Source organism: Pseudomonas sp. GW821-FHT11G12, assembly GCF_058808055.1.
The window spans coordinates 22,697-48,961 of record NZ_JBXARH010000004.1 but is presented as its reverse complement, the minus strand read 5'-3'; the positions used below and the strand labels follow the sequence as shown (position 1 = coordinate 48,961).

General features: G+C 60.7%; 30 protein-coding genes, 1 tRNA gene and 1 pseudogene. 13 read left to right on the top strand and 19 right to left on the bottom strand.

Features of this window, described 5'->3' with window-relative positions; translation table 11 throughout:
* The first annotated feature begins 19 nt into the window (after positions 1–19).
* On the top strand, positions 20–1,384 hold the full coding sequence (locus AC1RR7_RS14470; RefSeq protein WP_493157820.1) for an APC family permease: 1,365 nt from the start codon (positions 20–22) through the stop codon (positions 1,382–1,384).
* Here the strand turns inward: AC1RR7_RS14470 and AC1RR7_RS14465 are convergent.
* Positions 1,381–1,842 carry a DUF3574 domain-containing protein gene (locus tag AC1RR7_RS14465; protein WP_493064632.1) on the bottom strand — a complete coding sequence of 154 codons (462 nt, stop codon included), beginning with the start codon at positions 1,840–1,842 and terminating at the stop codon, positions 1,381–1,383. The genes AC1RR7_RS14470 and AC1RR7_RS14465 overlap by 4 nt on opposite strands.
* A gap of 390 nt (positions 1,843–2,232) precedes the next feature.
* Between AC1RR7_RS14465 and AC1RR7_RS14460 the strand changes: the two genes are divergently transcribed.
* On the top strand, positions 2,233–2,742 hold the full coding sequence (locus AC1RR7_RS14460; RefSeq protein ID WP_244142466.1) for a hypothetical protein: 510 nt from the start codon (positions 2,233–2,235) through the stop codon (positions 2,740–2,742).
* A gap of 81 nt (positions 2,743–2,823) precedes the next feature.
* Here AC1RR7_RS14460 and AC1RR7_RS14455 read toward each other — a convergent pair whose 3' ends face one another.
* From AC1RR7_RS14455 to AC1RR7_RS14445, 3 genes are all read right to left on the bottom strand, one after another.
* Positions 2,824–3,414, bottom strand: a complete 591-nt coding sequence (locus AC1RR7_RS14455) for a helix-turn-helix domain-containing protein (protein WP_173861382.1) — start codon at positions 3,412–3,414, stop codon at positions 2,824–2,826.
* A gap of 53 nt (positions 3,415–3,467) precedes the next feature.
* Positions 3,468–3,629 carry a hypothetical protein gene (locus tag AC1RR7_RS14450; RefSeq protein ID WP_170929559.1) on the bottom strand — a complete coding sequence of 54 codons (162 nt, stop codon included), beginning with the start codon at positions 3,627–3,629 and terminating at the stop codon, positions 3,468–3,470.
* A 105-nt stretch (positions 3,630–3,734) separates the two neighbouring features.
* On the bottom strand, positions 3,735–4,646 hold the full coding sequence (locus AC1RR7_RS14445) for a cupin domain-containing protein (protein WP_493157819.1): 912 nt from the start codon (positions 4,644–4,646) through the stop codon (positions 3,735–3,737).
* 104 nt (positions 4,647–4,750) lie between these two features.
* On the opposite strand from AC1RR7_RS14445, the gene AC1RR7_RS14440 reads away from it, so the two are divergent.
* From AC1RR7_RS14440 to AC1RR7_RS14420, 5 genes are all read left to right on the top strand, one after another.
* On the top strand, positions 4,751–5,296 hold the full coding sequence (locus tag AC1RR7_RS14440; protein WP_096821635.1) for a carboxymuconolactone decarboxylase family protein: 546 nt from the start codon (positions 4,751–4,753) through the stop codon (positions 5,294–5,296).
* Between the two features lie 62 nt (positions 5,297–5,358).
* Positions 5,359–6,429, top strand: coding sequence for an acyl-CoA dehydrogenase family protein (locus AC1RR7_RS14435; protein WP_493157818.1), 1,071 nt, complete (start codon positions 5,359–5,361; stop codon positions 6,427–6,429).
* A complete protein-coding gene (locus AC1RR7_RS14430; RefSeq protein ID WP_493064635.1) occupies positions 6,426–7,268 on the top strand; it encodes an ABC transporter ATP-binding protein in 843 nt (280 codons plus the stop codon). The genes AC1RR7_RS14435 and AC1RR7_RS14430 overlap by 4 nt, the downstream gene beginning before the upstream one ends.
* Positions 7,234–8,433 carry an ABC transporter substrate-binding protein gene (locus AC1RR7_RS14425; protein WP_493157817.1) on the top strand — a complete coding sequence of 400 codons (1,200 nt, stop codon included), beginning with the start codon at positions 7,234–7,236 and terminating at the stop codon, positions 8,431–8,433. Before AC1RR7_RS14430 ends, AC1RR7_RS14425 begins: the two co-directional genes overlap by 35 nt.
* Complete coding sequence (locus AC1RR7_RS14420; protein WP_102621680.1) at positions 8,433–9,197, top strand: ABC transporter permease; 765 nt, start codon at positions 8,433–8,435, stop codon at positions 9,195–9,197. The genes AC1RR7_RS14425 and AC1RR7_RS14420 overlap by 1 nt, the downstream gene beginning before the upstream one ends.
* Positions 9,198–9,227: 30 nt before the next feature.
* Here the strand turns inward: AC1RR7_RS14420 and AC1RR7_RS14415 are convergent, their stop codons facing one another.
* From AC1RR7_RS14415 to AC1RR7_RS14405, 3 genes are all read right to left on the bottom strand, one after another.
* Positions 9,228–10,670, bottom strand: a complete 1,443-nt coding sequence (locus tag AC1RR7_RS14415) for a hypothetical protein (protein ID WP_493157816.1) — start codon at positions 10,668–10,670, stop codon at positions 9,228–9,230.
* A gap of 131 nt (positions 10,671–10,801) precedes the next feature.
* Positions 10,802–11,833 carry an NADPH-dependent aldehyde reductase Ahr gene (gene ahr / locus AC1RR7_RS14410; protein ID WP_493157815.1) on the bottom strand — a complete coding sequence of 344 codons (1,032 nt, stop codon included), beginning with the start codon at positions 11,831–11,833 and terminating at the stop codon, positions 10,802–10,804.
* Positions 11,834–11,920: 87 nt separating this feature from the next.
* Positions 11,921–12,154 (bottom strand): hypothetical protein, encoded by a 234-nt coding sequence (locus tag AC1RR7_RS14405; RefSeq protein ID WP_096821642.1) that lies wholly within the window; start codon positions 12,152–12,154, stop codon positions 11,921–11,923.
* A gap of 164 nt (positions 12,155–12,318) precedes the next feature.
* Between AC1RR7_RS14405 and AC1RR7_RS14400 the strand changes: the two genes are divergently transcribed.
* From AC1RR7_RS14400 to AC1RR7_RS14390, 3 genes are all read left to right on the top strand, one after another.
* On the top strand, positions 12,319–12,963 hold the full coding sequence (locus AC1RR7_RS14400; protein ID WP_192560642.1) for an ATPase: 645 nt from the start codon (positions 12,319–12,321) through the stop codon (positions 12,961–12,963).
* Between the two features lie 86 nt (positions 12,964–13,049).
* On the top strand, positions 13,050–13,391 hold the full coding sequence (locus AC1RR7_RS14395; RefSeq protein WP_096821644.1) for a hypothetical protein: 342 nt from the start codon (positions 13,050–13,052) through the stop codon (positions 13,389–13,391).
* A gap of 154 nt (positions 13,392–13,545) precedes the next feature.
* The gene (locus AC1RR7_RS14390) at positions 13,546–13,938 is read left to right on the top strand and encodes a DUF1801 domain-containing protein (protein ID WP_273540332.1); all 393 of its coding nucleotides are present in this window, start codon (positions 13,546–13,548) and stop codon (positions 13,936–13,938) included.
* Between the two features lie 50 nt (positions 13,939–13,988).
* Here AC1RR7_RS14390 and AC1RR7_RS14385 read toward each other — a convergent pair.
* The 5 genes from AC1RR7_RS14385 to AC1RR7_RS14365 form a co-directional block, all read right to left on the bottom strand.
* Positions 13,989–14,063, bottom strand: a tRNA-Gln gene (locus AC1RR7_RS14385).
* Between the two features lie 201 nt (positions 14,064–14,264).
* Positions 14,265–15,728, bottom strand: a complete 1,464-nt coding sequence (locus tag AC1RR7_RS14380) for a GDL motif peptide-associated radical SAM/SPASM maturase (RefSeq protein ID WP_493157814.1) — start codon at positions 15,726–15,728, stop codon at positions 14,265–14,267.
* Between the two features lie 103 nt (positions 15,729–15,831).
* On the bottom strand, positions 15,832–16,401 hold the full coding sequence (locus AC1RR7_RS14375; protein ID WP_096821647.1) for a DUF1842 domain-containing protein: 570 nt from the start codon (positions 16,399–16,401) through the stop codon (positions 15,832–15,834).
* A gap of 41 nt (positions 16,402–16,442) precedes the next feature.
* Positions 16,443–17,072, bottom strand: coding sequence for a DUF1842 domain-containing protein (locus AC1RR7_RS14370; RefSeq protein ID WP_096821648.1), 630 nt, complete (start codon positions 17,070–17,072; stop codon positions 16,443–16,445).
* Positions 17,073–17,106: 34 nt separating this feature from the next.
* Positions 17,107–17,292: a DUF1843 domain-containing protein gene (locus AC1RR7_RS14365; protein ID WP_085708738.1), complete on the bottom strand. Its 186-nt coding sequence runs from the start codon at positions 17,290–17,292 to the stop codon at positions 17,107–17,109.
* A gap of 549 nt (positions 17,293–17,841) precedes the next feature.
* Here AC1RR7_RS14365 and AC1RR7_RS14360 point away from each other — a divergent pair.
* Positions 17,842–18,759: a LysR substrate-binding domain-containing protein gene (locus tag AC1RR7_RS14360; RefSeq protein ID WP_493157813.1), complete on the top strand. Its 918-nt coding sequence runs from the start codon at positions 17,842–17,844 to the stop codon at positions 18,757–18,759.
* 37 nt (positions 18,760–18,796) lie between these two features.
* Here the strand turns inward: AC1RR7_RS14360 and leuD are convergent, their stop codons facing one another.
* The 6 genes and pseudogenes from leuD to AC1RR7_RS14330 form a co-directional block, all read right to left on the bottom strand.
* Positions 18,797–19,405: a 3-isopropylmalate dehydratase small subunit gene (leuD, locus tag AC1RR7_RS14355; protein WP_493157812.1), complete on the bottom strand. Its 609-nt coding sequence runs from the start codon at positions 19,403–19,405 to the stop codon at positions 18,797–18,799.
* A 3-nt stretch (positions 19,406–19,408) separates the two neighbouring features.
* Positions 19,409–20,830, bottom strand: a complete 1,422-nt coding sequence (gene leuC, locus AC1RR7_RS14350; protein ID WP_493157811.1) for a 3-isopropylmalate dehydratase large subunit — start codon at positions 20,828–20,830, stop codon at positions 19,409–19,411.
* A 149-nt stretch (positions 20,831–20,979) separates the two neighbouring features.
* Positions 20,980–21,492, bottom strand: coding sequence for a GNAT family N-acetyltransferase (locus AC1RR7_RS14345; protein WP_493157988.1), 513 nt, complete (start codon positions 21,490–21,492; stop codon positions 20,980–20,982).
* A pseudogene (locus tag AC1RR7_RS14340) lies at positions 21,490–22,047 on the bottom strand (HD domain-containing protein); the annotation flags it as partial. The gene AC1RR7_RS14345 and the pseudogene AC1RR7_RS14340, both read right to left, overlap by 3 nt.
* Before the next feature lie 85 nt (positions 22,048–22,132).
* Positions 22,133–22,690 carry a helix-turn-helix domain-containing protein gene (locus tag AC1RR7_RS14335; RefSeq protein ID WP_493157810.1) on the bottom strand — a complete coding sequence of 186 codons (558 nt, stop codon included), beginning with the start codon at positions 22,688–22,690 and terminating at the stop codon, positions 22,133–22,135.
* 78 nt (positions 22,691–22,768) lie between these two features.
* Positions 22,769–23,173, bottom strand: coding sequence for a RidA family protein (locus AC1RR7_RS14330; RefSeq protein ID WP_493157808.1), 405 nt, complete (start codon positions 23,171–23,173; stop codon positions 22,769–22,771).
* Positions 23,174–23,307: 134 nt separating this feature from the next.
* Here AC1RR7_RS14330 and AC1RR7_RS14325 point away from each other — a divergent pair, with 134 nt between their 5' ends.
* Positions 23,308–24,249: a LysR family transcriptional regulator gene (locus tag AC1RR7_RS14325; RefSeq protein WP_192560651.1), complete on the top strand. Its 942-nt coding sequence runs from the start codon at positions 23,308–23,310 to the stop codon at positions 24,247–24,249.
* Here AC1RR7_RS14325 and AC1RR7_RS14320 read toward each other — a convergent pair.
* On the bottom strand, positions 24,212–25,072 hold the full coding sequence (locus AC1RR7_RS14320; RefSeq protein WP_096821656.1) for a LysR substrate-binding domain-containing protein: 861 nt from the start codon (positions 25,070–25,072) through the stop codon (positions 24,212–24,214). The genes AC1RR7_RS14325 and AC1RR7_RS14320 overlap by 38 nt on opposite strands.
* A gap of 137 nt (positions 25,073–25,209) precedes the next feature.
* On the opposite strand from AC1RR7_RS14320, the gene AC1RR7_RS14315 reads away from it, so the two are divergent.
* Positions 25,210–26,262 carry an agmatine deiminase family protein gene (locus AC1RR7_RS14315; protein WP_493157806.1) on the top strand — a complete coding sequence of 351 codons (1,053 nt, stop codon included), beginning with the start codon at positions 25,210–25,212 and terminating at the stop codon, positions 26,260–26,262.
* Positions 26,263–26,265 lie beyond the last annotated feature (3 nt).

Genomic DNA, 26,265 nt, shown 5'->3' with positions numbered 1-26,265 from the left:
ATCATCAGCGGGAACCTTCATGACTCAAACCAATGGCCCCAAGCGGCATCTGCCGGTATTCCAGGCATTGCTGATCACGCTGGGCATGGTCATCACCACCGACATCCTCAAAACCGCGCCGACCGTTGCCTTGAACGTCGGGCCGGAACATTTCTATTGGGTCTGGGTCCTCGGCGGATTGGCGTCGATGGCCGGGGCCTTGTGCTTCGCCGAGATGGCCACCGCATTTCCGCACCCGGGCGGTGACTATCATTTCCTGCGCACCGCGTATGGCGAGCGCATGGGTTTCCTGTTCGCCTGGTCGCGCTTCTCGGTGATGCACACCGGGTGGATCGCGTTGTCGGCGTTCATGTTCGCCGATTACTTCAACGCGGTTTTTCCGCTGGGACAGTACGGATCGGGACTGTTTGCCGGTGCGATCATTGCCGCACTGGTGCTGCTGAATCTGACGGGCAAACACATCGGTTTCATCACCCAGACCGTGCTGGTGGGGCTGCTTGCCGTGGGCTTTCTGAGCATTGCCAGCGCCGGTGTGTGGCTGGTGTGGCAGGGCGTCGAACCGCTGGCGCCGAGTGCGCCGGTCACGCCTGAGCATACCGGCGCTGCGGGGTTTTCTGCGGCGATGATCTTCGTGTTTCTGGCCTTCGGCGGCTGGAGTGATGCGGCGACGCTGTCCGCCGAAGTGCGCGATGGCCGGCGCGGAATCTTCATCGCCATGCTCGGTGCGCTGACGGTGTTGATGGCGATCTACCTGGCGCTGAACTGGGCGTTCGTCCAAGGCCTGGGGTTCGAAGGCCTGGCCGCGAGCAACGCGCCGGCGGTGGAATTGTTGAACCGCGCATTCGGTGCGCCGGGGGTGATGCTGATTCTGTTGATGGTCGGTATCGCGGCCATCGCCACCATCAATTCAACGCTGTTGGTCGGTGCCCGCACAACGTACGCCGCCGCCCGCGACGTGCCGCAACTGCGTCGCTTCGGTGAATGGGACGAACGCGATGGCGTGCCGCGCAAGGCCTTGCTGGCCGAGGGCGCGGTGGCGTTGTTGCTGGTGTTGTTCGGCAGTTTTACCCAGAGCGGTTTCAACACCATGGTCGAGTACCTGACGCCGGTGTACTGGTTGTTCCTGAGTTTGAGCAGCCTGGCGTTGATCATCCTGCGCAAGCGCTTTCCCGAAGTGCCACGGCCGATCAGGGTGCCGCTTTATCCGATTTTGCCGCTGCTGTTTTTCGGGTTGTGCGTGTACATGTTGTATTCCAGCGTGACGGTGGTGGGGTTGGGGGCGTTTCTGGGGATTGGGGTGTTGCTGGTGGGCGCGCTGTTGCTGGCGGTGTTGAGCCGCCTGGTGTCGACACCTCGGCAAGCTCTGCAGCGCACCAGCGATTAGAACGATACCTGCGCCGGTTGTGACAAACGCAGTACCGACAGATCCCCTGTAATCCGTTTGTAAGCCAGACGAATCGCCTCGATGTCGCTCTCACGCTTCGGGCTGCCTTCGTGCAGGATCACAATCACCTTGGTCGCCAGCCGCTCAGGCGTTTTCGCATCGTGGTCCTTCCACTGCCCATAGGCATCGAACACGCTGAAACCGTCCGGGAACCGCGTCGTCACTTCCTGATCGAGAAACTCGCGCCAGCGCGCCGGGCTCACCACTCCTTTCTTGCCATCAATCGGCCCCACCGAGAAGTACAACTCGGTGCGCACCCACTGCGCCTGCGCCGGGCGTGTGGCATCGCCTTGCAGGGTTGAGCTGGCGGGGTCTTTGGTATGTACGGAAACAGGAGGAGGGCTGGCACAACCGGCGACCGCCAGGAACAGTGCTGCCATCAGGAAACGTTGCGGCATGGAACTTCCTTATTGTTAAGAACTGTCCCGAATTATAGGAGGAGGTGGTAATAGCAATAAAAGATTAAAAAGTGTATCGATCGTTAACTAATGGAATAAGCAGATGGTGTGAAAATAATTCCCGCTGGTTAGAACGATTATTTCTTTAAGTTATTTACTTGGTTTTGGATCGCATATCCAAAACGTTCAAAAACCTGTTCTTGCATTTGATAGATCTGTCATTGCGTCTACTCTGCTGCTGCAACGGTTCAACGCGCACGGAATGCTGCACTTGAAGCGTTTGAACAGCACTTTTTGCTGCTCGATGGGCAGCTTGTTCCGGTTTGGCCAATCCTTAGAATCCGCTCCATCAACTTCTCATCCAGTTCTTAATCCTCAGGGAGCTTCACCATGATGAACGCCATGCAGATGCAAATGCCGATGAACGCCAACATGCCGATGATGCCGATGACAGGCATGCCGATGATGATGGCAACCATGTCCTGTGAAATGATGGACGACGGCATGATGTGCAAGATGATGCCGGCCGCCGGCATGGACATGGCGATGTTCAAGAACAGCTGCGAAATGATGCAGATGATGATGGACTGCGGCATGCCGATGATGATGCATTGCGGCAACATGAGCATGATGTGCATGTCCCAGGCGGCCATGGCCATGCCGATGATGAACATGATGATGCCGATGCCGATGATGGGCATGCCGATGCCTTCGATGAAGTGCGTGATGGAATGCACCATGATGGCCGACTGCATGATGTGCAAAATCATGCCGATGCCGGGCATGAACATGGACATGATGAAAAACTGCTGCGCCCTGATGATGAAGATGATGAACGACTGCAGCATGCCGATGATGATGAGCTGCAACGGCATGCCGATGATGTGCTGCACCTGCTGATTTCTGATCGCGCATGAAAAAGCCCCTGCAGCTTGATGCTGCCGGGGCTTTTGCATTTCTGGAATTCGGTGAAGGCGTTTGTCAGTCCAGACGTTCCGGGTAGGTCACCACGAGATACGCCACCGCCTCACTGTCAGCCGGATTGCGATAGCGGTGCGGCTGGTCGGCGTAGAACAGGATCGAGTCACCGGTCGACAGCAGATAACGCTCGTCGTTGACGCTGATCTCCAGCACGCCCTGTGACACCACCAGATTTTCCTGCACACCGGGGCCGTGGCCCTCGGAGTGATCCTCACCCAGGGGGCTCAGGCGTAATTCGTAGAATTCCGATTGGCGCGCCACATCGAACGGAAACAGCGCCCGACTGACAAATGCACCGCTGGCACTCACCAGCCGTTTGCTCTGACTCGCCGACAACACGGCCACACCTTCGAACGCACGGTGCTCCAGAAACGCCGCCACCGACACTTTCAAACCCTTGGCAATTTTGCACAGCACCTTGATCGACGGCACGCTGCGGCCGGACTCGATCTGCGCCAGCATCGCCCGGCTCACGCCGCACTGGCGGGCGAGGGCATCCAGCGACAGATGCCGCTTGCCACGCAGGCGTTGCAGGTTCTGCGCGACGCGCTCGCAGATCGGGTCTTCTTCCAGTGATTCGAGGTTGTTCAGATCCAGCACGGGTTCGTCGGCGCTCGCCAGAAAGCGCGAAGGTTCACGTGCGTTCACGCTTGACGCGGCTCGTCGGAACGAGCGGCCTGCACCCACTGAAAAGCCTGGTAGCCGGCGTTGCGCGCATACATTTCCCACATGGCCCGGGCCCGTTGCTGAGCTTGGCGGCGTTTGCGGTAGGCGGCGAAGTCGATCAGGTTGTCGGTTGGATTCATGGCGCACTTCACTGTGATCAATGACGGGATGAGCTGAGAGTACGCCGATATTTTTATAACGATAAATACTGATTTTGTATTTATTAATTCTTTTAGGTTATTTAATCAGCGCCCCTCATGCTGCTTGCGATAAGCCCCCGGTTGCACCCCCACCGACTTGGCAAACGCCCGTGTGAACGCGGCAATCGACTGATAGCCCACGGCGGCGCAAACCTGCTCGACCGTGTGATTGTTCTTCAGTAACTGGCAGGCATGGCGGATGCGCAGCGCCAGCAGTACCTGCCCTGGCGACTGCCCTGCGAGTTCGTTGAAGCGCTTGAAGAACGCCGAGCGCGAGAGTCCGATGCAGGCCGCCATGCTTTCCAGTGACCACGGCAGTTGGGGTTGCTCGATCAGTCGGTCCAGCAGCGGCGCGAATTGCGGATTGCGCGCCAGCGCTACCAGACCGCCGAGTGACGGGTTGTCGGCCATCTGTTGGCGCAGTACATACAGAAACAGCAGGTGACTCAGCCGCTCCAGCAGCGCCGAAGAGGGCGTCGGCTGGCGTTCGCATTCTTCCAGGATCAACTCGAACAAGGCCCGCGCCGCACTCGAGGAAGGATCCCCCGCTCGCAGGACGATCCAGTGCGGCAAGCCTTCGATGATCAGCGACGACAGCCCTGACTTGAAGTGGAAGAACCCGCAGACCAGCCCGACGCCATCCTCTGCCTGGCTGTCCAGAGCCGTCATGGTCATGCGCGGCAAGGTCTGCGCGATGCCTGAATCCTCAGCGCTGGACAGCCGATAGTTGAGGTCGCGCAGCAGGAACACCGCATCGCCGGCATTCAGGCGTAAGGCCTGAGTCTCGCCCTCGATGTGCAGCCAGCAATGGCCCTGAACGACGAGGTGAAAACTGGCCCGCGCCAGGCCATGCGTGCTGGCGTGCCAGCCGCCGCAATAGCGGCCGACATGGAACAGGCTGGCGTCGAGTTCGAGGCTCTCTAATAACCAATCAACCAGTGGGCTGGACGAAATCATCTAATGGAAACACTCAGGAGCAAGTAATCGCTACTTTAGAATATGGATCTGAATTCTTATAACCAACAGACTGGCCAGACACCCCGACTACAGGAGTCCAGCCCATGTCACGCGTCACACTACACACCTTGCAAAGCGCGCCCGAAGCGGCCCGGCCGTTTCTTGAGAATGCACAGAAGAATTCCGGTTTCATTCCGAACCTGCTGGCCGTTCTGGCCAACGCGCCGGCCGCGCTGGAAACCTACGTTACGGTATCGGCGCTCAATGGCAAAGCCGAGTTGAGCCTGGCCGAGCGCGAAGTGGTGCAGTTGATCGCAGCGACTAACCATGGATGCGATTTCTGTGTCGCAGGTCATACCGCCGTCGCGCTGAACAAGGCAAAACTGCCGCAGGAAGTGGTCAGCGCATTGCGTGAGCGGGCGACCGTTCCCGAGCAAAAGCTTGAGACGCTGGCGGCGTTCACCCGTGAAGTGATCGCCACCCGTGGCAACGTCAGTGAGCAGACCTACAACCAGTTCAAGGCCGCCGGTTACACCGAAGGCAACGCGCTGGAAGTGATTCTCGGCGTTAGCCTGGCGACCCTGTGCAACTTCGCCAACGTGTTCGCCGATACGCCGCTCAACCCGGAGCTGGCGCCGTACCGCGCGTGACCGGCGGATCGATTCAGGCAGCGTGGTCTATGGTTGACGCTGCGTACAAGGAGAGAAACGACATGCTCGATCCGGCATTGAGTCAATGGCTGGACACCCACGCCCAGGCCCTGGACCTGGGCGACAGCGATCCGCAGCAAGTGCTGACGCAACTGGCGGCGGCCGATGTCCTGCGGGTCGGTATCAGCCCGTCATTGGGCGGCAGCGGCGGCGACATCAGCGACGCCGTGGAAGTGTTGGCCGAGGTGGCCAGTCATTCGCTGGCAGCGGCTTTTGTGTTCTGGGGCCAGCGGGCGTTTATCGAATACCTGCTGCAGAGCCCGAACGGGGCACTGCGCGAGCGGCTGTTGCCCTCGTTGATCAGCGGCGAACTGGCTGGCGCGACCGGGCTGTCGAACGCGATGAAATTCCTCTCGGGCATCGAAGCCCTGCAAGTGCGCGCCCGCACCGAAGGCAACGGCTGGAGCCTCGGAGGCCGGTTGCATTGGGTGACCAATCTGCGCAAAAGCGGCTTCGTCGTCGCCGCTGCGATTGAGCACGAGGAGGGCGGCTCACCGTTTGTGCTGGCGATTCCCGGTGAGGTCACAGGCGTGTTGCGTTCGGCGGATCTGCAACTGATGGGCTTGCAGTCGAGCAACACGGCAGCCATCGATTTTGCCCAGGTGCAGGTCGGTCGCGAGTGGTTGTTGCATGACGATGCGCGGGCGTTTTTGCCGGCGGTGCGTCCGGCGTTCCTCGGCTTGCAATGTGGTCTGGCCATCGGTCTGGCGCGGCGCGCCTTGAGCGAAGTGCAAAGCCATTTGCAGGACGGTCGCTCGATCCTGCTGGAGCCGCTGCACGAACAGCGCGAACAGTTGCAACAAACGGTGGAACAACTCAAACAGGGCCTGCTCGATGGCCGCTTCCTGGCAAGGCCCGCTACGTTGTTCCAGCTGCGCATCGCCCTTGCCGAATCGGCGGCCAGCGCGGTGCAACTGGAGTTGCAGGCCAGTGGCGGCAAAGCCTATCTGACCGAACATGGCAGCGGGTTCGCCCGGCGCTGGCGCGAGTCGGCGTTCGTGCCGATCGTCACGCCGAGCCTGGTGCAATTGCGCGCCGAACTGCAACGGCAGAAGCGGGAAGCGGCGGTATGACTCAGCCGTTGCTGCATGCCCGCGACATCAGTCTCGGCTATCCGCGCGCCGAAGGCTGGCACACCGTGCTGGAGGCGTTTGACTTGCAGTTGCAGCCGGGTGAAGTGGTGTCGATCCTCGGCCCCAGCGGCGTCGGCAAATCCAGTCTGTTGCGGGTGCTGGCGGGGTTGCAACCGGCGCAGCGCGGCAGCGTCAGCCTGCTCGGTGAACCGCTGAGCGGTCCTCATCCACGGGTGGCGGTGGCGTTTCAGGACCCGAGCCTGTTGCCCTGGCTGACGCTGGAAAAGAACGTGGCGTTCGGCCTCGACTTCGCCCGTCAACCGCACCTGAGTGCCGAGCAACGCAAGGCACGGGTCGACCACGCCATCGCCGCTGTCGGCCTGGAACACGCCCGGCAGTTTCATCCGGCGCAGTTGTCCGGCGGAATGGCCCAGCGCACCGCACTGGCCCGGTGCCTGGCACGGCAGCCGCAAGTTCTGTTGCTCGACGAACCGTTCGGTGCGCTGGATGAAATCACCCGCGCCGACATGCAACAGCTGTTGCTGCAACTGATCGCCGAACACAACACCGCAGCGCTGCTGATCACTCACGACATTGACGAAGCCCTGCTGCTTTCCGAGCGGATTCTGCTACTGGGTAACAGCCCGGCGCGGATCCTCGGCGAATGGCGCGTCGACCTGCCTCAGCCCCGCGCCGAGCTGGTGGACGAACTGGGTGCGCTGCGTATCGATATCCTCAAAACCCTTCGGCGGGCGAGCCGCAATCCACTTACCCCACCTTTGCCCGAACCGTCGGAGATTGATCATGTGCCTGGACGACTTCACTCACACACGTCGTGATTTCCTTAAGCTCAGCGCCTTGCTGACCGCAGGTGGCGCACTGCCGCTGCTCAACAGCCTCAATGCCCGCGCTGCGTCGGAGCCGAACGCGCCGGTGCGCATCGGCTACCTGCCGATCACCGACGCCACGCCATTGCTGGTGGCGCACAACAACGGGCTGTTCGAAGCCGAAGGCATCCAGGCCGAGCGCCCGGTGCTGTTGCGCAGTTGGGCGCAGGTGATCGAGGCGTTCCTGTCGGGGCAGGTCAACGTGATTCACCTGCTGTCGCCAATGACCGTCTGGGCCCGCTACGGCAGTAAGGTGCCGGCCAAGATCGTGGCCTGGAACCATGTCGGCGGCTCCGGCCTGACGGTGGCCCCGGGGATCACCGAGGTCAAACAGTTGGCCGGGCAAACGGTGGCGATTCCGTTCTGGTATTCGATCCACAACGTGGTGGTACAGCAGTTGTTTCGCGATCACGGACTGCTGCCGGTGAGCAAACCGGCAAGTGCCGCGCTGGCCGCCAACGAGGTCAACCTGGTGGTATTGCCGCCCTCGGACATGCCGCCGGCACTGGCCGGCAAACGCATCGCCGGTTACATCGTCGCCGAGCCGTTCAATGCGTTGGCCGAAGAACTCAAGGTCGGGCGGGTGCAGCGTTTTACCGGCGACGTCTGGCGCAATCACGCCTGCTGCGTAGTGTTCATGCACGAGCAGGATCTGAACAACCGCCCCGAGTGGTCGCAGAAAGTGGTCAATGCCATCGTCAAGGCGCAACTCTGGACCCGCGACAACCGCGCCGAGGCCGCGAAGCTGTTATCCCGGGACGGCGACAACCGCTACACGCCCCATGCCCAGACCGTGTTGAACCGCGTACTGGCGCCGGCCGCCGCAGATCGCGAGCAATACCTGGCCAGCGGCGCGATCCAGCACAGCCATTGGGACGAGCAGCGCATCGACTTCCAGCCGTACCCGTTCCCCAGCTACACCGAAGAACTGGTCAAGCGCCTCAAGGACACGTTGATCGAAGGCGACAAGGGCCTCCTCGCCAGCCTCGACCCGCAGCACACGGCCAGGGATCTGGTGGACGACCGCTTCGTGCGCAACGCCATTGCAACGGTCGGCGGGATGAAGGCGTTCGGCTTGCCCGAAGGCTTTGAGCGCAGCGAGGAGTTCAGTCTCTGATGAGCAAGTCGAGTTCACCCATCGTCCACGGGTTGTTGGGCGCGGCAGGATTGCTGGGGTTGTTACTGCTGTGGTGGCTGGGGGTACATCTGGCCGGTGGAGGCGATGGTCTGGCGGCGCGGTTTTCGCCGCAGGCGACTCTGGCCAGCCTTGTTGAGTTATTAGGGCGGGCCGAGCTCTACGAACATGTGCTGGTCAGCCTGAAACGGATCGTGGTCGGCTTGCTGCTGGCCTTGCTGATTGGCGTGCCGCTGGGGCTGATGATCGGCAGCTACCGGCATCTCGAATCGGCGACCACACCTGCCTTTCAGTTCTTGCGAATGATCTCGCCGCTGTCGTGGATGCCGGTGGTGGTCATGCTGATGGGCGTGGGCGATCAGCCGATCTATTTCCTGCTGACCTTCGCCGCGATCTGGCCGATCCTGCTGAACACCGCCGCCGGGGTACGCCAGCTCGACCCACGCTGGCTGCAATTGAGCCGCAGCCTCAGTGCCACACGCTGGGAAACCTTGCGCAAAGTCATCCTGCCCGGCGTGCTCGGTCACGTGTTGACCGGGGTTCGGCTGTCGATCGGGATTCTCTGGATCGTGCTGGTGCCGTGCGAAATGCTCGGTGTCAGCGCAGGGCTGGGCTACTTCATCCTCGACACACGGGATCGGCTGGCGTACTCGGAATTGATGGCGATGGTGCTGTTGATCGGTGTACTCGGATTTGCCCTTGATGCGCTGGCTCGAGGACTGCACCGGCGCTGGGCACCGGCCTGAACATCGAATGGCTGCTCAGGCCGGGACCGATCACTCAAAGACCTTGAGGGACCATTTTTTCTCCCAGCCTTTTCCGGAGAAGTGAAGGGGTACAAACAGTCCGTAAGTCTGCAGATACGCGTAGGTGATCGTGCCGTCACCGATGATGTCGTTTGCGCCAGTGCAACCGATGATTTTGGCAGTACCGGTCCAGGACGGATAAAGCTCGTTGGCAGCCTTTTGTTCCTTTACGTCGCAGTTGAACTGTTTTTCGATCAGCGGCTTGGGCTCCTCGTACCACTTGTGAGGCCTTTGAATCGTGTAACTCAGATGCGCGCCGAGCGGCATGGTCGCCCAGTCGCCGGTGAACCTGAGATCGGTGAGTCCTTCTTCCTCTGTTTCCAGAGGTCTTTTATAAGCAAACGTGGATTTGGCGAGGGGGATCAATCCGCGAAAACTCAATTCGACCGACTGATGCAGATCGAAGCCTGAACGTTCGGTCAGTTGGCTGCCCGCCCTGGCCGGAAGGAATTTATTCATCGGCCCCATGCGTGGCGGCTCGCTTGGCTGGCCTTGGGAAGTAATGACCGTTGACTGTCGCAGACGAGCGACGCTTTTTTCCGGCTCGGGCATCTTCAAGGCTTCGATGGCCTGCTTGACGGTTGGCGCCAGCTCGGGCTCCGGCAACACAAAGGGCTTCAGCTCACGGCCGGTGAAAAGTCTGAGCTGATCCAGCGCCAGCGGCCTGGTGCAGACTTGCTGAAAGATCCGGCGCTGATCATCGTCGAGATTTTTCAGGTCAACCGGTTCGATCGTGGTTTTCAACTCCCCACCCAGCACTTGGCCATATCTGTTGAGCTGGAACATGCTGAGTGGAGTCAGTCGCTGCGAGACGCAGTCGGCTGTCCAGCGTTGCCGGACCTGTGAATACAAGGAAGACGAGCCTGGCGTCCGTATCTCGGCAGGTAGCACCCGGGCTGACCAGAACGTCACGGAATTACCGTCTGCTTTCAGGTTGGCCTGGTCGATCATTTGCCAGACTTGATCTTCGGCTGTCGAAAACACTCGCCATTGTGGTGTTGCGGTCTGGGCGCATGCGTCTTTGAATTGGTTGCTGTGCAGGTATTGGCTCTTTTGCTTGTCTGGCAATTGTCTACGATCGCTGGCGCCCCGGCGTTCAGTCGTGAGTACCACGAGCCCGGATTTGGTCGCGTAGCCCATTTGTGCATCCGGTCGATGGCAGTCCGCATCAAATCGCGCGATGTAATTCAGCTTTCCGTTCGCGGGAGATGTCACAAAATAAGTGACGATGTCGGCCTCGCGCACGATCGAGTTGGGGGTGGGGAGCCCCTTCAGGGCGTCATCAAAGATCTCGAATGCAATCGGAGGCGGCTTGGGGGTTGTGTCTATGCCATAGAGCGACTGGCAACCGGACAGTGCTACAACCAGAAAAATCGGGGATAAACGTTTGAGATGATAAATCGTGGCGCCCATGCGGAGTCTGCTGAGGATTAAAATGGTGGCATATTAGCATTATCCCTTGCCATCACTGATGCCTGCCAGCGATCACCTGTTCCAGTCAGCAGGTCTGGAACAGGTGAGAGGGCAAGTTTGCTGCCTGTCTCTTACTGGCTGGCGTTCAACACAATCCGATACCGCGCCTTGCCACTGCGCAAATGATCGATGGCTTCGTTGACCCGGCTCATCGGAAATTCCTCAACCTGCGGCAGGATCTGATGCCGCGCGCAGAACTCCAGCATGGTCGCCGCCGTGGCAGGCGAGCCCACCGGTGAGGCGGACAAGGATTTTTGCTGGGGAATCAGATTGAACACGTGCACCGGAATCGCGTCGGGCACGATACCGACGAAGTGCAGCCGGCCTTTGCCGCGCAGGGTGGCGAGCATTGCCGTCCAGTCGAGGTTGGCGTTGGCGGTGATCAGCAGGAAATCCAGAGTACCGGCAATCGCTTTCAAGGCATTGCTGTCGGTGGAGGCGACGACCTTGTGGGCGCCGAGGCGCTTGGCTTCGTCCTGTTTGCTCAGTGACGAGGTGAATGCCGTGACGTCGCAGCCCCAGGCATTGAGGAAACGCAGCGCCAGGTGACCGAGACCGCCGATCCCGACGACACCGACCCGGTCAGTGGGTTTGATGCCAAATTCCACCAGTGGGTTGAACACCGTGGAGCCTGCGCAGAACAGCGGCCCGGCCAACGCCGGATCAAGGTCTTTGGGCAGCGGCAGGGCCCAGGCCCAGTGAGTGCGCAGCCGATCGGCGAAACCGCCGTGGCTGCCGATGATCGTGGGTTTGGCGGTCGCGCAAAGGTGATGAGAGCCGCCGATGCAGGACGAGCAATGCATGCAGCTGCTCTTGTACCAGCCGATGCCGACCCGTTGGCCGACTTCGAGGCCGCGGACCTGCGGGCCTGCACGCACGATGCGGCCAACCACTTCGTGACCGGGAATGAACGGGTACTGGCTGATGCCCCAGTCGTTGTCGATCAGCGACTGGTCGGAGTGACAGACGCCGCAATATTCCACGGCGACTTCGACTTCTTCATCCCCGAGCGGACCGGGATCGTAACTGTAGCGCTCCAGTGGTGCGCCGGCCGATGTGGCGGCCCAACCGGTAAACGTCGTCGGTTCGGTGTTATTGCTCATTGGACACCTCCAGGTCTGGCGACAGGGCCATGGCGGCCCGGTGCTGCGGGCGCAGCCTGAAGAGTCTAGCGGGTCATCGGGCGATCGCTAGAGCCAGGTGTCCAGCACGCGTCGGTCCAGTTCTTCCCAGTCCGCCATGCCCAGCACTCGCGTGGTATTGAGCCCGCGCAGATAGCCGCGCAATTGATTGGCGACGGCCCGCACCGACTCCGAATCGTCCGCTGACTGGCCCAGCACGGTTTCGTATTCGACGAGGTATTCGGCCACCCGGTCGCGGAATTCGGGCAGCACGGCATCGCGGATCAAATCAAAGGTTCGCACGGATAATCCTCATTTGTTTTCGTTGTGATCGAGTGTGCAGCAGTCTGCACGCTGCGCAACTATTGGTTCAAGTAATAGTGACCATCAAGAAACGCAAGTTCTGCTTTGCGGCCGACAGGCGGAAAATCGCCTCCATCGAAGACGCTGCTGAAGGAATTTGCGCGATGAAGACATTGACCCGACTGGCTGTAGTCGCCCTGCTGATGGGCGGGGTGGCCGTGACCGCACCGACTTACGCAAGCGACGCCGGTACGTGCCATTTTCTGCCCATCGCCGGTGCCAGCAGCGGGCTGCAGCATTCGCAAACCGTGGGTGTGCTGTACAGCGAAAACACGCTGGAGAACCAGCAATACCTGGAGCGTTATCACGACGTGGCGGTGAATGGTGCCAAGGATGCGCTCGATGCGCGGATCCGCGACGCCTTCGTCAACAGCTCCGATCCGGAACTGGCCATCGACTGGTTGATGAGTTCGCTGCAGCAGCAATTTCTCTCGGTGACCGTCTACGACAACCTCGATTCATTGGTGCAAGCCCATCCGGATGTGGTGGTGATGCTCGACACCCACAACCGTTTGCTGACGCAACGCAACAGCCAGGTCGAAGCACGGTTCGCCGCACGCTTCTACGACGCCAACCTGCAATACATCGGCAAGGCGGAAGGCGCAGTGCAAAAGCAGATGCCTTCGGTGTGGGTCCACAACAAGGCAGCGCCCGAGATTGCAGCGCAGATTGAACAGCAACGCGACCTGCAATTCAGCGCCCTGAAGCAGTTCGATGACTCGCTCAAGGCCCTGGTGAGTGCTGGCTGAACACCCAAATCAAAAATCGCAACGGCAGCGCCCGTGACGCTGAACGTTGCTTGAGAACCGAACCGTTTATTTTCAGGATTTTATCCATGCGTGCCTTTTTTATCCCTGCCATGGCGTCTGCCACTTTGTTGTTGACTGCTTGCGCCTCCGCACCGAACGACCCGACGCTGACCTTGCAGACCCACAAGACGCCCGCCCAGTACGCCGAATGCGTTGTGCCGAAATTGCAGCACGGTGCGATGAACCCGACGGTCTCGCAGACCCAGCGCAGCTACCGGATCGTGGTGCCGAGCAAAGTGTCGGCAGACAACGTGCTGGAAGCCTACAAGGCACAGGACGGCGGCAAGGTGTTTTTGTACGAGCGCCACTTGCTGGCTTCAAGTTTCACACCGTCGAGTTTTGAACGGGCTGCCCAGGAGTGCCTGTAACGCCTGACGGTTAACGCTTTTGACGATGCTCCTTTGGTTGGCCGCAACCAACCAATTCCTTTGCCCCGCACTTTGCGGGGCTTTTTTTGCCCGGCGTTTGGCGCAGTCGGCGCTACGCTGGAGAGCGGATAAGGTTTTTCGGGAGAGTAAGGAGATGAAGAAAGACAGCAGCGACTCGGCGGCTGAACAGCCTTCTGCACTGATCGACGCAAGAATCCAGGAACTGAACGACTGGCGTGGCCAGAAACTGGCCGAGATCCGCGCGATCATTCACGAGGCGGACCCGCAGGTCGTCGAGGAGTGGAAGTGGCGGGGCGTTCCGGTCTGGTCACACAACGGCATCATTTGCACCGGGGAAACCTACAAGGCCGTGGTGAAAATGACGTTTGCCAAAGGCGCGGCGCTGGAGGATCCGTCGGGACTGTTCAATGCCAGTCTGGAGGGCAATACCCGGCGGGCGATTGATGTTCACGAGGACGATAAAATAGATGCAAAGGCACTGAAAGCGCTGGTGCGTTCGGCGATTACGTTGAATACAAGGAAATGATTTGCCGTTGAGGCAGAGGTGAAGCGGGGGAGGGTGAAACGAGGAAAAAATGGCAGGGGCGGCTGGATTCGAACCAACGCATGGCAGGATCAAAACCTGCTGCCTTACCGCTTGGCGACGCCCCTGTAGCTATTGGTTTCAGTCCCGAGAGGACCTCTGCAACAGTGGGCGGCACTTTACCAGCGCTCTTGCGTTCTGGGAACCCCTGAAGCAAATAAATTTCATGGAAAACAGCTACTTATTTCCCGGAGCGGTTGAAACGGCCGGATTTTCAAGACGCCTGAGGGGGCCAAGCGCCCGAATCCTGCGGGCGCTTGAACCCGATTTCATACCAAAGTACTCGGCGCCACCCCCAGCAACCCCGTCAATGTGTTCATGATCGCCTGCTGACGGGCGCGGTCCGTCTGGTGCCTGGCTTCGGCGGCGGCGACGTCGGCGTGGCAATGCGGGCAGATCGATTCATGGGGGTGGATGTATTGCAGGCAGCTGCGGCACAGCGCCAGTTGCACGGGGATGCGTCCTTCCTCAGGGGATTTCTGGCCCTGATTGATCCAGGCGAGTTTGATCACCTGGCCGCTGTCACTGACGCTGCTGACGTGCTCGCCGGTGTCGATGCGTTCGGTGATCAGGTCAAAGCGTCCGACGGCGAAGGAACGCTGCGCCGCATCTTCAATCTTGACGATACGCTCGCGCAGTCCGCGTTTTTGCAGTTCCAGGGTACGGTAATGGCAGTACGGGTTGTTGCCGGGTTTGCCCAGCAATGAGTGCGAAGTCCAGGTGCAGCCGCCCCGGCAGACATCGTTGTAATAGCAACTGCGGCAGTAGCCCCACAGGTCGTCGACCGAGCGCAGGCGACCGAAGTGGATGCCTTCGCTGTAATGCCAGATATCGTGTAGGCTCATGTTGCGCACGTTGCCGCCGGAGAAACCGACGGTCGCCAGTGACGGGCAGCCTTTCACCGTGCCGTCGGCTTCGAGCGCCAGTACGGTCTGACCCGCTGCGCAGCCGCTCCAGTGCACGCGTTCGTCACCGAAGCCACGCCACAAATGTTCGTAAGGACCGTAATAGCCGATGTTGTTGCCGACGTTCATCAGCAGGCCGCGATCCACGCCTTCGCGGTACAACCGCGCGAGCAGCGGCATCACTTCAAGCAACTGGTAGGGTTGCAGCAACAGTTCCGGGTGATCCACCGCATTGCCCATGGCCACGGTGATCTGGATCTGCCAGTGGGTGGCGCCGAGTTCAATGATCGTGTTCATCAGCTCCGGCAAATCAGGCAACGTAGCCGCGCCGATCTGGGTGTTGACGCTGACGGCCAGCCCGGACGCCTTGGCCCGGCGCAGGGTGTCGACAGCCTTGTCGAACGAACCGGGCACGTTGCGCACTTTGTCGTGCAACGGCGCGAGCCCATCCAGAGAAATCCCGACCCCGTTGAGGCCCGCATCGACCGCTGCCTGCATCTTCGCCGGCGTCAGGTTGCGTCCGCCGGTCTGAATCGCGCAGTACATGCCGTGGTCGTGGATGGCCTGGATCAGTTGCGTCCAGTCCTTGCGCAAATAGGCTTCGCCGCCGATCAGAGTGATCTCGCGGGTGCCGAGTGCGGCGAGGGAATCGATCACATCGAGGCATTCGCGGGTATTGAGTTCATCGGGGCGTCGATGCCCCGCGCGTGAGCCGCAATGCAGGCATTTGAGGTCGCAGGCCAGGGTGATCTCCCAGACCACGTGCACCGGCACGTAGCGTTTGAGATCGGTGTCATTGAGGTAGCGGGCAGGGCGGATGTCTGTCATGGGAGATCCTTGCGCACGGTCCTGTGCGCGGCACGATTGGACTGATCTCGATTCGCCGCAAGACCGGGCGAGGCCAGCAGTGACCTCGCCCGGGGCGTGCGGTTTAGCGTGCTTCCAGACGCGCGATTTCTGCGTTCAGATGCTCAAGGGCACTGCGTAACGCGCCTTGGTGGGCCAGTTGCTGCTCACCCTGTTGCACCACGGTTTTCAGCTGCGCCAGATCGCCACTGGTTTGCGCTTGCTGCACGGCCACGGCATACAGCGGCTGGAAGTGACGCTCGTGCGGTTGCGGCTCGATGGTCGGCGCCTGATGCACGGCGACGTGTTTCACCTGATGCCCGTCGTAGCTGTAATCGACAAATCCGCTTTCCCAGGTGCCATCAAGGATGCCTTTGAGATGAAAAGTCTCGGCGATCTGGCTGTACGGGCCGCTCGGGCTGCCGTCGAGGACGAGGACGATGTGATTCTCGACCGCCGAGGTCAGTTTGGCCTCGCTGTAGTCGCCCCAGACTCGCGCCCGGAAATTGACCGGCGGCCAGGTGCTTTGGAAGACACTGGCAACTCCGCTGACCTTTTTGCTGACGGTATTGACCAGCAGGTCGAGGGTCAGAACCGGCGCGCCGAGCAATGAATTGCTGGCGATGAGGCGGGTATGGAAAAGTCCGATCGACATGGTGTTACTCCCTAAAGTGAATGATGGATTCAGTGGTCGGCTCAGCGTGCCTGCAACCGGCTGATTTCCTTCTTCGCGGCTTCCAGTGCGCTCTGCAATTGCGGTTGCTGGTCCAGTTGCTGCTTGGCCAGCTTCGCCAGATTCTTCATCTGGGCCAGGTCGCCGCTGGCGATGGCGCTCTGGATAGGAGCGGCATACAGGGGCAGAATCGGCGGGTAATGCTGAATGATGACCGGGCCTGGCTCAAACGGTGGGAAGACCTTCGACTGCACTTCCGCCAGGTGCACAGGGACGTTGTTGACCTCGACCCAGTGCGTGCCATTGAGGTATTGGTAATTGGCGATACCTTCTTTCCAGTCAGTACCGACCACCAGACGAATCTTGAAGTTGATGATGGAGTTGGAGCCGTGGCCGCCATGATTGCCTTCGGCGGTTATCAGGATTTTGCTGACGCCGGGCTTCATGACGGTCAGGTAGGTGTACTCGCCCCACACATCAGAGTGGATATCGAGCGGCGGGTTGGTCGCTTGAGTGACGGTGGCGCCGCCGCTGACCTCATGCTGCGGCGTGGACACCAACAGGTTGAGCAACAGACTTTGCGCGCCGGGCAGCCCCGTACCAATGCGGTAACTCAACGGGAACAAGCCGACATTTTGCTGAGTAGCTGACATAGTGATTGCCTCCATTGCAATGTGGGAAATGGCCTTAGTGTTTTTCCAGACGGGAAACTTCTTTGGCCAGTTTTTCGTACGCGGTTTGCAGCTCTTTCGCTTCCGGCTTCGTCGAATCGCGCTGTTTCAACAAAGTCTTCATCTGTTGCAGATCGCCTCCCGTGATAGCGCTCTGGATGGCGACGCCGTAAGGCGGCATGTTGTGTTTTGAGCCAGTCATATCGAGGGTTTCCTCGTGGTGGTTGCCAAACGTCCCCTTCAGACGAGGGGAGCCTTCCCTGACAGGCAGGCGACAGCCAACGGCAAGAACGACTGGCGACAGTGGTTCCCGGCTACGTGAACGCCTGATCCGTCTGGATCCGGTGGAGCGGGTCAGTTGATTCGCGCGGGTTCGAGGTCTTTGTCTCGACTCACGCGCAGGCGTCGTCAGCCAAAACCGTCAGGCCTCGCGGCGGGCGTCAATAATGAGGTTTGCCGGAACGGCAAAGGGGGGGAGCTCACCTGTACGTTGGTCATCTTTCTGTCCTTGATAGAAAGCAACGAAACACAGGGATAGGTCGTAATAACCCGCAACCACAAAAACCATCCCTGATTTTTCTTCCAGTGCGGCTGATGGCGCCCATCGAGAGATGTTTGCCAAATGGCCAGCATATCGCCAGCCACGCAACCCTAGCCCCGTTTGTACGGGGCTGCCAGAAAAAGCGCCGAACGGTCATGGCCGCTGCTATCCTGCGCAGATTGCGAGATAGAGCGTGGAAAAACTCGGCCTATGAACACGAATCGTGACCAATTTCCCTTGCCCGAAGACCTCAAGGTCTTCCTCACCGTCATCCGCAAGAACAGCTTCGCCAGCGCCGCCGATGAGTTGGGTTATTCGCCGGCCTACGTCAGCAAACGCATCGCGGTGCTCGAAACCACGCTCTCGACAAAGCTGCTGCACCGCACGACCCGGCGCATTGCGCTGACCGACGATGGCGAGCGGGTGCGGGTCTGGGCGGAAAAACTGCTGGGTGATTTCGATGACTTTCTCGGCGAGATTGCCCAGGCCCGGCACCAGCCGGCGGGTTCGCTGCACATTTGCAGCAGCTTCGGGTTCGGCCGCAATCACGTCGCGCCAGCGATCAGTGAGCTGTCCCGAACGTGCCCGAAGCTCGACATTCGCTTGGACGTATTTGATCGCGTGGTCGATCTGGTGGGCGAGGGCTTCGATCTGGAAATCCTTGTCGGCGATGATCTGCCGGGCCAGCACCTGGCGCGCAAACTGGTCAGCAATCGGCGAGTGCTGTGCGCCACGCCGGAGTACCTCGAACGCCGGGGTACGCCGCAATCGCTCGAGGACCTGAAGGATCACGATTGCCTGGTGCTCAAGGAGCGCAACAATTCATTCGGCATCTGGAACCTGACCCGCGACGGGCAAGAAGAATCGGTGCGGGTCAGCGGCCCGTTGTCCTCCAACAGTGGCGAAATCGTGATGGAGTGGGCCTTGAGCGGCGGCGGGATTCTGTTGCGCTCGATGTGGGACGTCAAACCGATGCTCGAACAAGGGCGGCTGGTACAGGTGCTGGAGGATTACACCCAGAGCGCCAACGTCTGGGCGGTGTACCCGACACGGCTCAGCGAGTCGGCCAAATTGCGGGTGTGTGTGGAATTTCTCGAAGAGTATTTTCGCGACTTGTCGGTTGAATGAAGCCGGGTGGTTCAGTGAACCGCCCGGTTTTTTGTTCTCAGCCCAACCAGGGATTTCCCGCGAGATGCCGCGCTTCAAAAGCGCGAATCTGCTCGGTGCGTTGCAGCGTCGTGCCGATGGCATCCAGCCCCAGCAACAGTGACTGTTTGCGCAGTTCATCAATCTCGAAAGCGATCAATGTGCCGTCCGCCAACTCGATGGTTTGCTCGGGCAGGTTCACGCGGATGTGCGCGGTCGCCGGAACGCTGATGACGTCGGCGACCTGTTTGAACTGCTCTGCATCGAGTTGAATCGCCAGCACGCCGTTGCGCTGACAGTTGTCATAGAAAATCCCGGCAAACGTGGTGCCGATCAGCGCCCGGATCCCGACCTGCTTCAAGCCCCACACCGCGTGTTCCCGGCTGGAACCGCAGCCGAAATTGGGGCCCGTCACCAGAAACGCGGCTTCCTGCCAGGCTGGTTGATTGAGCACGAAGTCAGGGTTGGGTTCACAGGAGGCGAGAAAGCGCAGATCGAAAAACAGCCCTCGATCCAGCCCCTGACGATCAATGCCCTTGAGGAACTGCTTGGGCATGATCACATCAGTGTCGATGTTGGCAGCCAGGAACGGCGCGGCACTGCCGCTGATAGTGATGAAAGGTTGCATGGCTCAAACTCCCGGCGCGAAGGCGCGAACGTCAGTCAAATGTCCGGTGATGGCGGCTGCGGCGACCATCGCGGGGCTCATCAGGTGCGTGCGTGCACCGGCGCCCTGGCGGCCTTCGAAGTTGCGGTTGGTGCTCGATGCGCAGCGATCACCGGTTGCCAGTACGTCGTCGTTCATCGCCAGGCACATCGAGCAGCCTGATTGCCGCCACTCGAAACCGGCATCGAGAAAGATCTGCGCCAGCCCTTCGTCTTCGGCCTGATCGCGTACCAGAGTCGAGCCGGGCACGATCATCGCCCGCACGTGAGCCGCGACTCGCTTGCCGCGCACCACGCGGGCCACGTCACGCAAATCTTCGATCCGCGCATTGGTGCAGGAGCCGATGAAGGCGTGGCTGATCACCACTTCGTTCAGCGGCGTGCCGGGTGTCAGGCCCATGTAATCGAGGGCGCGTTGCAGGCCCTGACGCAGAATCGGGTCGGGCTGGCCGGCCGGGTCCGGCACTCGTCCACCGATCGGGGCGGCCTGATCCGGGCTGGTGCCCCAGGTGACCATCGGTTCCAGCGCGGCGACATCGAGGCTGACTTCACGATCGAACACCGCGCCATGATCGCTGTGCAGGGTTTTCCAGCGCTCGACGGCCTGTTCCCAGATTTCCCCTTTGGGCGTGCGCGGCTTGAGTTGCAGGTAGGCGAAGACCTTGTCGTCCGGCGCCATGAACGCACCACGGGCGCCAGCCTCCACGGCCATGTTGCAGATGGTCATGCGCGCTTCGACACTGAGGTCGCTGATCGCCGGGCCAGTGAATTCGATCGCATAACCGGTGGCCCCCGAAGCGCCGATCTTTTCGATCAGGGCCATGATGATGTCTTTCGACGTGACGCCCGCACCGAGCTCGCCATTGACCGTTACGCGCAAGGTTTTCAGGCGTTTGTAGACCAGGGTTTGTGTCGCCAGCAGGTGCTCGATTTCCGAGGTGCCGATGCCAAAACCGAACGCACCCAGTGCGCCGTAAGTGGTGGTGTGGCTGTCACCGGCCGCGACCACCATGCCCGGCAGAATGAAACCCTGTTCCGGCGCCACGACGTGTTCGATGCCCTGGCGCTTGTCCAGCACGTCGAACAGCTCGATGCCGAAGTCACGGCAGTTCTCTTCGAAATACGACACCTGCCGCGCACCGCCCGCGTCGGGCATGGTCGCAGTGCGGGTCGGCGCTGTAGGGTTCACATGATCGACCACCGCCAGCGTGGCAGCCGGGCGCCAGACCTTGCGTCCTGCGTCGCGCAAGCCGCTGAAAGCTTGCGGGCTGGTGTATTCGTTGGCGACCTGGCGGTCGATGTAAAGCAGCACGTGGCCCTGATCGTCGAGGGTGCAGACCGTGTGACTGTCGATGTGTTTCTGGTACAGGGTTCTCGGGCTGGGCATGGCGTGGGCTCTTTTCTGTCAGGTGCAAAAACGGCTACTGACAGAATATTGATCGCCGAAACGGCATCAAGAGCGCTTTGGTGAAGCCGTTGAACACGGATTGTGAGCAATTCGAGTTGCTCGCTGCCGCTTTGAGCGGCAGCGAACCGTTACGCGGTCGCGTCGAAAGCCTCGTGATACTTCACGACACCGACCGGCAACTCACCGCCAAACGCCAGCGCCTGAAAATACTCTGCCGGAATCCCCGGCAACTCCAGACCTGCATGGGCCTTGAAGCCGAAGCGGCCGTAGTAGCCCGGATCGCCAAGCACCACGCAACCCACTGCGCCGATGCGCTGCAACTCCGCCAGCGAGGCTTTCATCAGCGCCGAGCCGATGCCTTGCTGCTGGCGGGTCGGGCACACAGAGATCGGGCCCAGGCCGTACCAGTCCTGTGTTCCGGAGGAAATCGTCACAGGTGAAATGGCGACATGGCCGACCACCGTGTCGTTTTCAACGGCCACCAGCGAAACGCTGAGCTGACCGGCGCGGCGCAAGGCGTTGACGATGAATTGTTCGGTGTGGCTGGAGTGTTCTTCGTGCTGGAACGCGGCCTCGGTGATTCGGGCGATGGCGTCGATGTCTTCGGGGCGTTCGTTGCGGATTGTGATGTTTGTATTCATGCGTTCTCGGGTATCCCGGTCGATCAGGGTTCGAAGGGTTTCGAACAGCGGATCGGCGTTGGTGTATTGCTTGCCGTAGGCCAGGTTGAAGCCATAGTCGAAGTCTGGCGGATTCTTGCCTTGAGTGTGTTGTAAAAGTGTTTCCAGCTTGTCCAGCGCCTTCACCGCTTTGGCTTCGGGAGAACGGGCGTTTTCGTAGTCGTCCCAGAGCGCGAGGATTTCGTTTCTCAGCGCGTCGTCCAGGGAACGGGTGAGCAGCAGCAAGTCGTTGCGCTCCTGTTCACCTTTGTCGGGGAAGTCGGCTTTGTTGACCGCCGGGATATCACCATTGATGGCTTCGCCGAGGTCGTGGATGACGCACATTTTCAGGACTTTCAGCAGGTCGAGCCCGGACAGGTCGTCGGCGAACACGATCACCATCAGGCACAGGCGCCAGCTGTGTTCGGCGGTGCTTTCGTTGCGACCGGAGGAGGTGTGAGCGCTTCTGAGGACGTCCTTGAGCCGTTCTGCTTCGCGCAGAAAGTCGAGGCGTCCCTTGATTTTTTCGAGGTTCATACGGTGGCCGGGATAAAGAGAGCAGGGCTCAAAGCCTAGGCCCGGCCTCGATCATCGTCCACGCATAAAATATGCGGCACTCGGCCTACAGCGTTTCTACCAGTCGTGCGGCGGTGCCGTCTGAAAGCGCAATTCGCGTCCAGCGGCAAAGACTTTCGCGGATGGGAACGAGGGTTGAATCATTGTGGCCGGTGACGAATTCCAGTGCCGGTGGCGCCTGGACTTCTCGCCAGCCAGCGTCATCCAGCAAGGACTCCTTGTGCTGGATTTGCGCCGTCGCAAAGCGCCACAGCGATTGCCCCAGCAGATCGCTCAGCGGACTGCTGAACTGCGCGGCGCGGGCCGGGGAACAGGCCAGCAGGCGATGGGTCAGATCGCAGACCAGGTGAACCGGGCGCGCACTGTCCGTAACCAGTCGTGCGAGGGCCTGATCGGCCGCGCTGTCGAGTCGCGCCGCGAGCAAAGTCTCGAGTTGTCTGTGCGCCTCCGGGTCCATTGCCTGCATGCCGCTTTCCCAACGGGAAATCGTCGACTGGGTGACCCTGAACAACTCCGCTGCATGGCTCTGCTTGACGCGGTGCAGCACGCGCCAGCGGCGCAGGGCGATGCCGGGCAGACTGGGCTTCAACAAGGTGTCGGGCATGGCGATGGATCGCAAAAGGAAGGCGGGCCGACAGTCTGAAGACTGTCGGCCCGTGCTGCAAATCGACGCGATATCAGGTCATTCCGGGAGCTTGGCGATTACCTTGATCTCGAACTGAAAGCCATACAGCCACGTCACACCGACCGCCGTGATGGTCGGATGCGGCGCTTCGCCCCAGAACTCGGGCACCACTTCCCAGATGGTTTCGAAGGTCGATTGCGGATCGACCATGAACACGGTCACGTCCACCACGTCATCAAAGCTGCCGCCGGCCGCGCCGAGAATCGCATTCAGGTTGGTGAAGGCCAGGCGCACCTGTTGTTTCAGATCTGGCTCGGGCGAGCCGTCCTCAAGACTGCCGACCTGGCCCGAGACAAACAGAAAACCGTTGGAGCGTACGGCCGGCGAATAGCGATTGCGCTCGTAGAGGGCATGGCGTCCGGGCGGGAAAACCACGTCACGTTTTGGCTGAGCGTTGGTCATGGAGTGTCTCCTTCAATGGGTTGAAAACCTGCGATGGAGAAACTCTAGGGACTTGCCTCGGCGCGATAAACGCGCAACCTTGGCGATCACTGTTTGTAAATCCCAAACAATCGAGCCGCTATTAGAGGTGGGTGATGGACCGTTTTGACGCGATGCAAGCCTTCGCCCGGGTGGTGGAGGCGGGGAGTTTCACCAAAGCCGCCGAGACCCTGCACATGAGCAAGACCACCGTGACCCATCTGGTGCAGCAGCTGGAGGCACGCCTGCGGGTCAAGTTGCTCAACCGCACCACGCGCAAGGTCAACGCCACGGCGGACGGCGCGGCTTATTACGAGCGGGTGATCAAGTTGCTGGCCGATATGGACGATGCCGAAACCAGCCTTCCCGGCGCGGCGGCCCAGCCCAAGGGACGCTTGCGGGTCGATGTGCCGAGCCCCTTGGCCAATCTGATTCTGGTGCCGGCGCTGCCGGAGTTCTGCGCGCGTTACCCGGAGATTCAGATCGACATGGGCGTCAGCGACCGAATCGTCGACATCATCGATGAGAACGTCGATTGCGTGGTGCGCGGGGGCGAGCTGCGGGATCAGTCACTGATGGCCCGGAAGGTTGCGGATCTTCAACTTGGCGTGTATGCCGCGCCGAGCTATCTGGCCCGTGCCGGCACCCCGGCGCATCCCCGAGAGCTGGAAGACAGCCATCACCGGGTGGTCGGTTTCCTCTGGGCGCGCACCGGCAAACCCGTGCCTTACGCCCTGCACAACGAACACGAAGATCTGCAGATCAAGGGGCGCCATGTGCTGGCCGTCGATGACGGCAATGCCTACCTGTCGGCGGGCCTCGCGGGGCTGGGCGTGTTGTGGTTGCCCAAGTACATGTCCAAGGCTCACGAGGCGAGCGGTAATCTGGTGCCGCTGTTCGAAGACTGGCGCCTCGATCCGATGCCGCTCTATGTCGCCTACCCGCCGAACCGCCACATCAGCCGCAAGCTGCGGGTGTTCATCGATTGGATCGCCGAGGTAATGGCCCGCCACGCACCGGTCATGGATCGCTCAGGTTCGCCAGCAACCACTCGGTAAAACTGCGCGCCATCGGATCGCTCTCGCTGTCGCGGTGGGTCAGCAGCGCCCAGTTCGGGCCGCGAATGGTGTCGTCCACCAAGGGCTGCAACAACCCGTCGGCCCGGGCCTTGCGGCTGAGCAACTGGCTGACCAGCGCGATACCGAGCCCGCCGCACGCCGCGTCCAGTAGCAACCCCGGATCGGAGAAGTTCAGGCCCTGATCCTGCTGGCCGACGTCGATCCCGGATTCCACCGCCCAATGGCTCCAGTCCATTTCCCGCTCGCCGTGCAGGGTGGTGCGCTGTGCAGGCGGAACCGCCAGCAGACTTGGATGACACGCCGGATACAGTCGATCAGCGTGCAGCACTTTGAAGCTGCATTCGGCCTGGGAGCTGATGTCGTCGCGCACTGCCAGATCGATGGTCTGGGTCGCCATCTCCGGCACTTCGTCGGTGCTGAAAATCCACAGGTCCACATTCGGGTGCTGGCGGCGGAAATCCCCCAGTCGTGGCAACAACCAGTGCCGCGCGAACGCCGGCGTGGTGTTGAGCACCAGTTGATTGGGTTTCTGGTATTGCCCCAGCCGCCGAATCCCTACCGACAGTTGCTGCAGCATCGCCTGAGTGGTGCTGAGCAGATCGTGGCCGGCGTCGGTCAGGCTGACGCTGCGTCCGCTGCGGAAAAACAGCGGCTGCTCCAGATAGGCCTCAAGGCTGCGGATCTGCTGGCTGATGGCCGACTGCGTGAGGCTCAGTTCCTCGGCGGCCTTGTGGAAGCTGCCCAGCCTTGCGGCGGCTTCGAAGCCGCGCAACGAGCTGAGGGGTGGCCAGTGTTTCAGCATGATTGATAAGTTCCTCTAATCAGTTTTCCGCTAAATCCATCGTTTGTTTGCCCGTGAGGCCGCCATTAGCATGCACGTCAACGCCGCCAAGGCTGTTTTCATTGAACACAATGGCTTAACTCAAAGGGCTTTTTACCATGCAGCAGAACAAAAACAACAACAGCGGTTGGATGATGCCGGCAGAGTGGGTAACGCACGCCGCGACCTGGATGGTCTGGCCACACAATCAGGCCCTGTGGGAGTCGGGCTGGCGCGTCACCTTGCCGTTGGTGCAGGAAGATTTCGCCCGGGTCGCCAATGCCATCGCCCGGTTCGAGCCAGTGAAAATGGTCGTCGATCCGTCGGCCATCGCCAGCGCCAAAGCCTTGTGTGGGCCGAACATCGAACTGATCCCGCTGGCAGTCAACGACAGCTGGTGCCGCGACTCCGGCCCAAGCTTCGTGGTTCATCCGGAGCAAGGTCTGGCCGGGGTGAGCTGGCGCTTCAACGCGTGGGGCGGCAAGTCGGCTCACGACCTGGACGAAAGCCTGGCCCGTCGCGTGCTCAATCACCTGGGCGGCGAGTGCTTTGGCACGGCGCTGAGCAACGAGGGGGGCGCGATCCACGTGGACGGCGAGGGCACGCTGATCACCACCGAATCGGTGCTGCTCAACCCCAACCGCAACCCTGGCGTGAGCAAGGCCGAGATGGAAGAGATCTTCAGCCGTCTGCTCGGCGTGAAGAAAACCATCTGGTTGCCGGGCGATCCGGATTACGTCACCGGCGACATGACCGACGGCCACGTCGATGGCGTCTGTGCCTTCGCTCGCCCTGGTGTGTTGCTGGTGGACGCCACCCATGATCGCAGCTCGGTGTACGCCGAAGTGGTGCGGGAAAACCGCCGCGCACTGGAACTGGCCACCGACGCCCAGGGCCGAAAATTCGAGCTGATCGAACTGTATGAAGCCACCGATGCGGTGGACACCGAAGCCGAAGTGTTCTGCGCCTCGTACACCAACTGCTACATCGCCAACGGCGCGATCATCATGCCGGCGTACGGCATCGAGGCCGACCATGTCGCGGCAGAAACGCTGGCCAAGGCGTTCCCGGGACGTGAAGTGGTGCCGGTGCAGATCAATCATCTGGCCCACGGTGGCGGCGGTGTGCATTGCATCACCCAGCAACAGCCAGCCTGGCCGGTGGAGGGTTGATCG

What these genes read in the sequence shown, in the direction of transcription:
- AC1RR7_RS14470 (WP_493157820.1), top strand. Translation starts at nt 20, where the DNA reads ATGACTCAAACCAATGGCCCCAAGCGGCATCTGCCGGTATTCCAGGCA.
- AC1RR7_RS14465 (WP_493064632.1), bottom strand. Translation starts at nt 1,842, where the DNA reads ATGCCGCAACGTTTCCTGATGGCAGCACTGTTCCTGGCGGTCGCCGGT.
- AC1RR7_RS14460 (WP_244142466.1), top strand. Translation starts at nt 2,233, where the DNA reads ATGATGAACGCCATGCAGATGCAAATGCCGATGAACGCCAACATGCCG.
- AC1RR7_RS14450 (WP_170929559.1), bottom strand. Translation starts at nt 3,629, where the DNA reads ATGAATCCAACCGACAACCTGATCGACTTCGCCGCCTACCGCAAACGC.
- AC1RR7_RS14445 (WP_493157819.1), bottom strand. Translation starts at nt 4,646, where the DNA reads ATGATTTCGTCCAGCCCACTGGTTGATTGGTTATTAGAGAGCCTCGAA.
- AC1RR7_RS14440 (WP_096821635.1), top strand. Translation starts at nt 4,751, where the DNA reads ATGTCACGCGTCACACTACACACCTTGCAAAGCGCGCCCGAAGCGGCC.
- AC1RR7_RS14435 (WP_493157818.1), top strand. Translation starts at nt 5,359, where the DNA reads ATGCTCGATCCGGCATTGAGTCAATGGCTGGACACCCACGCCCAGGCC.
- AC1RR7_RS14430 (WP_493064635.1), top strand. Translation starts at nt 6,426, where the DNA reads ATGACTCAGCCGTTGCTGCATGCCCGCGACATCAGTCTCGGCTATCCG.
- AC1RR7_RS14425 (WP_493157817.1), top strand. Translation starts at nt 7,234, where the DNA reads ATGTGCCTGGACGACTTCACTCACACACGTCGTGATTTCCTTAAGCTC.
- AC1RR7_RS14420 (WP_102621680.1), top strand. Translation starts at nt 8,433, where the DNA reads ATGAGCAAGTCGAGTTCACCCATCGTCCACGGGTTGTTGGGCGCGGCA.
- AC1RR7_RS14415 (WP_493157816.1), bottom strand. Translation starts at nt 10,670, where the DNA reads ATGGGCGCCACGATTTATCATCTCAAACGTTTATCCCCGATTTTTCTG.
- ahr (WP_493157815.1), bottom strand. Translation starts at nt 11,833, where the DNA reads ATGAGCAATAACACCGAACCGACGACGTTTACCGGTTGGGCCGCCACA.
- AC1RR7_RS14400 (WP_192560642.1), top strand. Translation starts at nt 12,319, where the DNA reads ATGAAGACATTGACCCGACTGGCTGTAGTCGCCCTGCTGATGGGCGGG.
- AC1RR7_RS14395 (WP_096821644.1), top strand. Translation starts at nt 13,050, where the DNA reads ATGCGTGCCTTTTTTATCCCTGCCATGGCGTCTGCCACTTTGTTGTTG.
- AC1RR7_RS14390 (WP_273540332.1), top strand. Translation starts at nt 13,546, where the DNA reads ATGAAGAAAGACAGCAGCGACTCGGCGGCTGAACAGCCTTCTGCACTG.
- AC1RR7_RS14380 (WP_493157814.1), bottom strand. Translation starts at nt 15,728, where the DNA reads ATGACAGACATCCGCCCTGCCCGCTACCTCAATGACACCGATCTCAAA.
- AC1RR7_RS14375 (WP_096821647.1), bottom strand. Translation starts at nt 16,401, where the DNA reads ATGTCGATCGGACTTTTCCATACCCGCCTCATCGCCAGCAATTCATTG.
- AC1RR7_RS14370 (WP_096821648.1), bottom strand. Translation starts at nt 17,072, where the DNA reads ATGTCAGCTACTCAGCAAAATGTCGGCTTGTTCCCGTTGAGTTACCGC.
- AC1RR7_RS14365 (WP_085708738.1), bottom strand. Translation starts at nt 17,292, where the DNA reads ATGACTGGCTCAAAACACAACATGCCGCCTTACGGCGTCGCCATCCAG.
- AC1RR7_RS14360 (WP_493157813.1), top strand. Translation starts at nt 17,842, where the DNA reads ATGAACACGAATCGTGACCAATTTCCCTTGCCCGAAGACCTCAAGGTC.
- leuD (WP_493157812.1), bottom strand. Translation starts at nt 19,405, where the DNA reads ATGCAACCTTTCATCACTATCAGCGGCAGTGCCGCGCCGTTCCTGGCT.
- leuC (WP_493157811.1), bottom strand. Translation starts at nt 20,830, where the DNA reads ATGCCCAGCCCGAGAACCCTGTACCAGAAACACATCGACAGTCACACG.
- AC1RR7_RS14345 (WP_493157988.1), bottom strand. Translation starts at nt 21,492, where the DNA reads ATGAATACAAACATCACAATCCGCAACGAACGCCCCGAAGACATCGAC.
- AC1RR7_RS14335 (WP_493157810.1), bottom strand. Translation starts at nt 22,690, where the DNA reads ATGCCCGACACCTTGTTGAAGCCCAGTCTGCCCGGCATCGCCCTGCGC.
- AC1RR7_RS14330 (WP_493157808.1), bottom strand. Translation starts at nt 23,173, where the DNA reads ATGACCAACGCTCAGCCAAAACGTGACGTGGTTTTCCCGCCCGGACGC.
- AC1RR7_RS14325 (WP_192560651.1), top strand. Translation starts at nt 23,308, where the DNA reads ATGGACCGTTTTGACGCGATGCAAGCCTTCGCCCGGGTGGTGGAGGCG.
- AC1RR7_RS14320 (WP_096821656.1), bottom strand. Translation starts at nt 25,072, where the DNA reads ATGCTGAAACACTGGCCACCCCTCAGCTCGTTGCGCGGCTTCGAAGCC.
- AC1RR7_RS14315 (WP_493157806.1), top strand. Translation starts at nt 25,210, where the DNA reads ATGCAGCAGAACAAAAACAACAACAGCGGTTGGATGATGCCGGCAGAG.